At 69.7% G+C, this 7,374-nt stretch carries 8 protein-coding genes and 1 pseudogene; 2 read left to right on the top strand and 7 right to left on the bottom strand.

What is annotated here, in order from left to right; genetic code table 11:
* Both ACOQFL_RS22630 and ACOQFL_RS22625 read left to right on the top strand, forming a co-directional pair.
* Window positions 1–120, top strand: a pseudogene (locus ACOQFL_RS22630) (IS30 family transposase); the annotation flags it as partial.
* A 136-nt stretch (window positions 121–256) separates the two neighbouring features.
* Window positions 257–1,501 carry an MFS transporter gene (locus ACOQFL_RS22625; RefSeq protein ID WP_435546222.1) on the top strand — a complete coding sequence of 415 codons (1,245 nt, stop codon included), beginning with the start codon at window positions 257–259 and terminating at the stop codon, window positions 1,499–1,501.
* 163 nt (window positions 1,502–1,664) lie between these two features.
* Here ACOQFL_RS22625 and ACOQFL_RS22620 read toward each other — a convergent pair whose 3' ends face one another.
* The 7 genes from ACOQFL_RS22620 to sp36 all read right to left on the bottom strand — a co-directional run bounded on the left by ACOQFL_RS22620 (window position 1,665) and on the right by sp36 (window position 7,365).
* The gene (locus ACOQFL_RS22620) at window positions 1,665–2,516 is read right to left on the bottom strand and encodes an MBL fold metallo-hydrolase (RefSeq protein WP_435546221.1); all 852 of its coding nucleotides are present in this window, start codon (window positions 2,514–2,516) and stop codon (window positions 1,665–1,667) included.
* Window positions 2,517–2,594: 78 nt separating this feature from the next.
* Window positions 2,595–3,416 carry an NUDIX hydrolase gene (locus ACOQFL_RS22615; protein ID WP_435546220.1) on the bottom strand — a complete coding sequence of 274 codons (822 nt, stop codon included), beginning with the start codon at window positions 3,414–3,416 and terminating at the stop codon, window positions 2,595–2,597.
* A 201-nt stretch (window positions 3,417–3,617) separates the two neighbouring features.
* Window positions 3,618–3,827, bottom strand: a complete 210-nt coding sequence (locus tag ACOQFL_RS22610) for a DUF397 domain-containing protein (RefSeq protein WP_435546227.1) — start codon at window positions 3,825–3,827, stop codon at window positions 3,618–3,620.
* Between the two features lie 119 nt (window positions 3,828–3,946).
* The gene (locus tag ACOQFL_RS22605; RefSeq protein WP_435546219.1) at window positions 3,947–5,347 is read right to left on the bottom strand and encodes a chromosomal replication initiator protein DnaA; all 1,401 of its coding nucleotides are present in this window, start codon (window positions 5,345–5,347) and stop codon (window positions 3,947–3,949) included.
* 97 nt (window positions 5,348–5,444) lie between these two features.
* Complete coding sequence (locus tag ACOQFL_RS22600; protein WP_435546218.1) at window positions 5,445–6,077, bottom strand: hypothetical protein; 633 nt, start codon at window positions 6,075–6,077, stop codon at window positions 5,445–5,447.
* Between the two features lie 288 nt (window positions 6,078–6,365).
* Complete coding sequence (locus tag ACOQFL_RS22595) at window positions 6,366–6,833, bottom strand: RidA family protein (RefSeq protein ID WP_435546217.1); 468 nt, start codon at window positions 6,831–6,833, stop codon at window positions 6,366–6,368.
* A 376-nt stretch (window positions 6,834–7,209) separates the two neighbouring features.
* On the bottom strand, window positions 7,210–7,365 hold the full coding sequence (gene sp36 / locus ACOQFL_RS22590) for a Sp36 family protein (protein ID WP_092628230.1): 156 nt from the start codon (window positions 7,363–7,365) through the stop codon (window positions 7,210–7,212).
* Window positions 7,366–7,374 lie beyond the last annotated feature (9 nt).

The following is a 7,374-nucleotide window of genomic DNA, read 5'->3' as shown; positions in this document are numbered from 1 at the left end:
ACCCAAACCGACCTCGACCACATCGCCACCCAACTCAACACCCGCCCCCGCCACACACTGAACTGGATGACACCCTCCCAAGCACTAGCCCAAGCACTCGGTGTTGCAACCACCCCCTGAGACCGCCGGCGAGACTGCTTGATCGGGCTGACCTGCGAATTTGTTTCGCGTGCTGTTCGCTCGGGCGGTGGGACGGTGAGTGGGATAACGCGAAAACCAGTGGTACCGGCGTACCACTTTCGTGATACTGGTACGCGTGTCCCACTCCGTCTCGCTGACCGACTACCGCGCGGCGCTGCGTACCCGAGGTGCCGCGGCTCCCGTACTGACCTCGTTGCTCGCCAGACTGCCCGTGGCGATGATCGGGCTGGCCTTGTTGCTCTACGTGCAACGAGTGACCGGGTCCTTCGGTGTGGCCGGGCTGGTTTCGGCGGGCAACCTCGTGGGAGTGGCCGTCGGGTCGGTGGTGCAGGGGCGGATCATGGATCGGCTGGGGCCCACCCGGCCGCTACTCGTGGTATCGGCGGTGTTCAGCGGGTTCGTCGCCGCCGAGATCGTGGCTATCGAGCTGGGTGGGGCAGCGGTACCGATGATCGTGCTCGCCGTGGCCGTCGGGCTGACCGAACCGATGACGGGGCCGGCATCGCGGGCGCTCTGGACCAGGCTGCTCCCACCGGGGCGCACCAGGGACGCCGCCTACTCGTACGAGGCCATCAGCATGGAGGTCTTCTTCATCCTGGGGCCGGGCATAGCCGGGCTGCTGGTCAACATGCCCTGGGCCGGTACCGGACTTCTCGTGGGGGCCTGCTGCATGGTCACGGGAAGCGCCGGATTCGCGCTCACCCCGGCGGCCAGGCGGCACCGGCCGGTGGACCGTGCCGACGCCGTCGGTTCCCTGTTGGGGGCGCTCGCCGCCCCCGGGATGCGCACCGTCGCGCTGGCCGCGTTCGGTTTCGGCGCGCTGCTGGGCATGGTGGAGGTCGCGGTTCCGGCCGCCGCCGAACGCGCGGGCCTCGCCGCGTTGGGGGGCCTGCTGCTCAGCGTGCTGTCCGTGAGCTCGGTCGTGGTCGGCGTGCTCTACGGGATGCGTCCGTGGCCCCGCCCTATGTACCTGCGACTGCCCGCCCTGCTTTCGGTGTTCGCGGTGCTCATAGCGCTGCTGGCGTTGCCGAGCACTCTCCTCGGGCTGACGGTGGCCCTGCTGGTGGCGGGCACGCTGATAACTCCGCAGTCGACCGCTCACTCCGTCGCGCTGGAGGGGGCCGCGCCTCCCGGAACGGCCACCGAAGCGTTCAGCTGGGTCATCACGGCGGTGACGCTGGGGTCGGCCTTCGGACAGTCCGTGAGCGGACAGCTCGTGGAGGTGGCCGCGCCGCCCGCGGCCTTCCTGATGGCCAGCGGTATCGGACTGGTGCTCGGAGCGCTGCTCTGGTTCCGCCGCCGCACCCTGCTCACCGAGGAGGACATGCGCCCGGTGGCGAACTTCGCCGAGACCCGCTGACCGGGTGCTCCGGCCGGGTTCCTCCTCCAGGGAGGTTCCGGCCGGAACGAATGGAAGTGGGAGTGCTCTCCGGGCTCGGGGCGCCGGAGCGGAAACGAGCGGTGGGTTTCGCCGGTGAGCATCCGAGGTCCGAACGGAGGTTGGAGCGAGCCGGTGACACGGTTCAGTCGAGCTCGCCGAGTTCGCGCAGGTGGTTCAGCTGCGCCCGCACGGTGCTCTCGGCGGCGGGCCGCACGGCCGGGTCAACGTCCGCGTAGACGATGTCCACCACCTCGCCCGGGGCCACCATCTCGCCCGGATCGCCGCCGAGCTTCCGCAGCGCCGCCCGCACCTGGTCCAGCCGCTGTCGTCGGTGGTCCAGGTAGTTCACGGCGGTCTGCCGCGCGTCCGGCTGCTCCGGACCGTGCCCGGGAAGCAGCCAGGTGTTCCCGGCGAGCTCGGTCAACCTGCGCAGCGATTCCAGGTACGAGCCCAGGTCACCGTCCTCGGCCGCGACCACCGTGCTCCCTCGACCGAGGATGCTGTCTCCCGAGAACAGCGCCGCCACGCCGTCGTGCTCGGTGTGCAGGCACAGCGAGTCCGCGGTGTGGCCGGGCGTCGCCATGACCCGCAGCCGTACCCCTGCGGCGTTGAGTGTCTCACCCTCGCGCAGCGGTCCCGAACCGAATCCCGCCGTCGGCGTGGTGCCCGCCACGCACAGTTCCGGGTCCAGCGCGCGCACCGGTGCGCCGGTGAGCTCGGCGAACTCCGCCACGCCCTCGGTGTGGTCGGGATGGTGGTGGGTGAGCAGCACCCCGGTTATCCGGGCCTGCTCGTGTAACGTCCGCAGGTGTTCCCGCTCCGAGGGGCCGGGGTCGATCACGATCCGTTCGTCGGATTCGGGCGCGCCCACCAGCCAGGTGTTAGTGCCGTCCAGCGTCATCGCGTTCGGATTCCGCGCCAGCAGCACGGTCGCGAAGTCGAGCACCCGACGCGGGGTGCCGGGGGCTGGGTGCCGCAACGTCGACGAGGTCAACTCGGGTCCTTCCTGCTCGCCTGAGGCCGGGGTCGGGGCGACCGGTCCTGATCGCCGGATTCGGCAGTCCTTCAGGGCTCACGACTCCTGGTCGAGCGGTGCCGGCAGCACCACCCGCCATGCGCCGTCCTGCCGCACGATCTTGGGAACGACCTTGTCGATGCTCCGTTCGGCGCGCAGCGCGCCCGCGACGTCGTCGTGCTCCGCGAGTTCGGCCAGCGTCACCCACGTGGGTGGCAGCAGCCCGTGGTGCCCGGCGCGCCAGTCCGCCAGCGCGTCCTCGGGGGTGCGCCAGTAGGCCTCGGCGGCCTCCCCGGTGCGGGCGTCCGCCCGCTGCCCCTCGGGCACGGTGGTCACGAAGAAGCGCGTGTCGTACCGCCGTGGCTCCATCTCGGGAGTGACCCAGTTCGACCACGGGACCAGCAGGTCGGCACGCAGCACCAGCCCGTGGGTCCGCAGCATCCCCGCCAGCGACAGTTCCTTGCTGACCAGGGCGTGCCGTTCGGCGTCGTAGCGCGCGGTGTCGGTGACCACGTGATCGGGGCTCTTGCCCGCCAGCAGGACCCCGGCCTCCTCGAACGTCTCCCGCACGGCGGCGCAGACCAGCGCGCGCGCCAGGTCCGTCCCACAGCCCAGCCGCCGCGCCCAGTGCTCCGGCTCCGGGCCGTTCCAGGCGATCGACGCTTCCTCGTCGCGGGGGTCCACCCCGCCGCCCGGAAACGCCGTCATGCCGCCCGCGAACGGCATGCCGCGCACCCGGCGTTGCAGGAACGCCTCCGGACCGGTCGGCCCCTCCCGCAGCAGCACCACGGTGGCCGCGTCGCGCGGCGTGACCGGTGGATCGGTCGTCTCCTCCGGGATCATGCCGTCCGGCAGGGTCAGTTCTTCCGGCAGTCGCATGACAGCGACTCTAGAGGTCCGATGCCGGTGCGGTCTGCGGTAACGGCCCGATCGGCGGTAGAGCGCCCCCGTGCCCGGCGATTTCGTGGGAAATTGACGGCTGCCCCGAAGCGCGAAAGCGCCCCCGGGGCGCTGGTCCGAAGTGCTCCCCGAGGACGCTTTCGCTGTTCGGACTGAGGCTGTCCGATCTCAGCTCCGGTCTCAGTCGAATCGGTTGGACTTCACGGCGTCGATGAACGCGCTCCACTGGGTGCCGGTGGCGGTGAAGTACCCGGCGGAGCGGTCCTTGGTGTCACGCACCGCCGCGCCGTCGGCCACGTGGCCGACCTCGACGCAGCTGGTTTTTGAGGAGCGGCTCGACTTGCGCCAGCCCTCGGGGGATAAGTCATTCGTGGTTGTCCTCCATTTCAGCCGCACAGTGAGCGATGAACTCGGTGGACTCGGTCGGGTTCATCGCTGCCTCACGGAGGTTAACCGTCGCGTCGCGGTGAACACGGGAACAGCGGTGCCGGGCGATTCCCACCTGGTGCTCACCGCGACTGGTTGGGGCCGGTCGAACCGATGGGCGGGAAGTTGCCGGTCCCGGGAACGGTGGTGGTCCGGGGATCCTGCTGTGGTTCCGCTCCGACCGCTTCGTGGGAGCTTCCGGTGTCGCCGGGTGACTTGTCCTGCTCCCGATGCGCCAGCTCCTCGTGCAGCTTCTGCAGCAGATTCCGCTCCCGGTCGGTGAGTTTGGCGTCCACAGCGGCCGGAACCGCGGGATTGGAGTTGCCGTCCTCGTGGGACTCGGAGGGCTGTTCGGCGGGGTGGTCGTTCTCGGCCGGTGTGGGCTCGAACGTGGAGATCTCCGGGGGAGACGGAAGATCGACGGGCTCGGAGTAATCGCCGGGCTCCGGGAAGCCGAACGAATCCGCGTGGTTCGTGCTCGGGGCGGGCTCGGGCAGGATGAAACCGGTCTCGTCCGGATCGGGCTCCGGCAGGAGGGAGCGTTCCTGCCGTTGAGTGGGCTCCTGGTGGTTGGCTTCCCGGTGGTTGGTTTCCCGGTAGCTGGCCTCGGGGAATCCGATCCCGAGCGGGTCCCTGTCGTCCGACAGGTCCGCGTTCAGCGAGGTGCCGAATTCCGTGGCGGGCCACTCCGTGGTCATCTCCACCGACGGCGGGTTTGGCTCCGCGGCGGGGGAGTCGGTGAGCACACCGGAGCCGCTCGGCTCCACGCGTGACGGTTCGCCCAGCGGATCGTGGGAGGAGAGCGGATCGGTGAAGCCCTCGACCCTTTCTTTGTGCCTGGTGCGGCCCCGGGTGGACTCCGCCGTGGTGCCGAGTGAGTGCCCCAGCCTCACCTCGTGTGCCACGGCCAGCGCTTCGCGATGGTAGTCGGGAAGCTCCTCGCCGGTGCCGAACGCCTCCACCGAGCACTGGATCCCGCTGCGGTGCAGCGCCCGCAGCAGTTGGTAGTCGGTGGGGCCGATCGCCGTCGAGCCGTCCACCTCGGCCAGCAGCACGCGGCGCGGCACCGCCCCCGCCGCGACTCCGGCCGCCGTTGTACGTGCGGCGCACCACAGCGAGCGCAGGTTCGGCAGTCGTGCGGTGATCTCCCGAAGCGCCCCGGAGACGTCCTCCACCCGTTCCGGTTCGGTGAACCGGTGCTTCTCGGAACCGTCCGTCCCGTCCACGGTGAGCCGTTCGGCCAGTCCACTGCGGGAGTTGGTCCGCCCCAGGATCGAGGACAGCTCGCGCTGTTCGTCCCGCGTCACCGCGATCCCGCCCGCCAGCAGTGCTCCGGTGACGAACTCGGCGGCGCTGTCCGGCTGTCCCGCTCCCGCGAACTCGCGTGCCGTGTTGACCGCGTCGTCGTCGAGTCGGCCGCTCAGTGCCAGCAGCAGTTGGTGCAGCCGGTCGACCGGACCGGTGCTGTTCGCCACGTCCACCACGGGGTTCTCCTTGGGTGCCTGTTCGAGATGCGGGGCAGTGGTCTCTGTTCGGGACTCGTCACGCGACGTCAAAGTGTGGTGCGCCGGTCACCGATGCTCAGTTCGAGCCCACGAGTTCGCCACTGCCGGTGCAGATCAGATTCGAGGCCGTTCGGGCGCGCTCGTGGTACTCGGGGGGATCGATGTTCGCCGGAAGCACCTCCACCATGGGAGTGTGGTTGCCGAGCGCGCGCAGGATTCGCTGGATCTCACCGGCCAGCTCCACCGGATCCCCGCCGGTGTTGACCAGTATCACGCGCTGCTCCGGCTCCGAGCTCGACTCGGTGGTGTCGCGGCGCCAGCTGTCGCGGACCTCGCCCACGTCGGGTCGCCCGCGCAGCGTCGCTCCCAGCACGAGCGCGGTGGAGTCGCCCTTGTCGTCGCCGGGCGCCGCCGCCGTGAACGTGTGACGCCGTAGCCGCGTGCCCTCCTCCGGAAGTATCGCGCCCACCGCGGCCGGATCGGCCCCCAGCGGCAGCAGGGCTTCGGAGAGCAACCGGTGGTCGCTATCGGTCAGCCCGATGCGCTCCCTGACCAGCTGCTTCGGCAACGAAACGGCCAGCACTTCCCCGGCCTCGCCCGCCAGCCAGTCCCGGTAGCGCCACAGTGACTCGTCCGGGATACGGCCCGCGAGTCGGAGCAACAGCTCGTGACACACCAGGCTGGTCTCTCGGTCGGCCACGTCAGTCATCCCCTCCGGGGTCAGGCCCCAGCACGCTGCGTCGGACAGTCATCGACGTTTTCATCCCTATGGGTGATTTTCCCGCGGAAATGTCTGCGATCAACCCGCAGCACGCATCCGGCCCTTGCTACTCGCAGCTCAGTTACACACGGTTCACTATAAACAGCCCTCGTCCGAATGGGTGAGTGCGTGTTGCGGTTCGTCGTCGAGTGCGGCCCGACGCCGCCCACGTGCGAGTGACCGATCCACCGTGGCCGGGACCAATGGTTCTGCTACGAGAGGTTCTCCCGCGTGGGCTCAGTGTCCGCCCGCGATCTCGGCGATCAGTTCCACTTCGACCGGAGCACCCATCGGGAGCTCGGCCACCCCCACCGCCGAACGCGCGTGCGCACCGGATTCGCCGAATATCTCCCCGAGCAGTTCCGAGGCGCCGTTGAGCACCGACGGCTGGCCGGTGAATCCCTCCGCCGAAGCGACGAAACCGACCACTTTGACCACCCCCGCCAACGAGTCCAGCTCGACCACGCTGTTGACCGCCGCCAGGGCGTTCAGCGTGCAGATACGTGCCATCCGTCGCGCCGTGTCCGGGTCGACGTCGCCACCGACCTTCCCCGCGGCCGATAACGTTCCCGACACGAGGGGCAGCTGTCCCGCGGTATGGACGTGGTTCCCGCTTCGTACCGCGGGGACGTAGGAAGCCAGGGGCTTCGCCACCTCGGGGAGTTCCACTCCGAGCTCGGTCAAACGGGCGGTCCAGTTGCCCATCGCGGACACCAATCCCTCCGGGACTCGCGAAACGGCCCCGCTGCGTTACTGATCCGGCCGTTCCCATCCTCGCCGACGGGAACGGCCTCGGGAAATCACTCGATCCGAGGAAGGGCGCGTGTTCGCCCATCCCCGGTCACGGGTCGGGCCCGCTCCGGCCGGAACGGTCACCCCGAGGGCGGTGTGTCTTGGCGAATGCGCCCCGAAGCCGCACCGCGCGCCGCCCGCAGAGGAGACCCGAACCGAACCGGAGGAGTTCCGGGCCGACCGAGGATCCGGGCCCCAAGCCCACTGCTCCGTGGGTCACCCCGAGCTGCCACCACGCTGGTGGCGACCGAGGCCACGCACGGGTTCCGTCATGGGGCCACGGGAGTCGTCACTCCTTCGGGCGCTTCATGTAGGCGACCATCTGCTCGCCGGTAGGTCCCGGCAGAACGGCGACCAGCTCCCAGCCGTCATCGCCCCACTGGTCGAGGATCTGCTTGGTCGCGTGGCTGAGCAGCGGCACTGTCGAGTACTCCCACTTGGTCATGCCGCAACC

The sequence above is a fragment of the Actinopolyspora sabaoui genome (assembly GCF_051225635.1).
GTDB lineage: Bacteria > Actinomycetota > Actinomycetes > Mycobacteriales > Pseudonocardiaceae > Actinopolyspora.
The sequence above is the reverse complement of the archived record's forward strand: the minus strand, read 5'-3'. Positions and strand labels throughout refer to the sequence as shown.

What these genes read in the sequence shown, in the direction of transcription:
- ACOQFL_RS22600 (WP_435546218.1), bottom strand. Translation starts at nt 6,077, where the DNA reads ATGACTGACGTGGCCGACCGAGAGACCAGCCTGGTGTGTCACGAGCTG.
- ACOQFL_RS22615 (WP_435546220.1), bottom strand. Translation starts at nt 3,416, where the DNA reads ATGCGACTGCCGGAAGAACTGACCCTGCCGGACGGCATGATCCCGGAG.
- sp36 (WP_092628230.1), bottom strand. Translation starts at nt 7,365, where the DNA reads ATGACCAAGTGGGAGTACTCGACAGTGCCGCTGCTCAGCCACGCGACC.
- ACOQFL_RS22595 (WP_435546217.1), bottom strand. Translation starts at nt 6,833, where the DNA reads ATGGGCAACTGGACCGCCCGTTTGACCGAGCTCGGAGTGGAACTCCCC.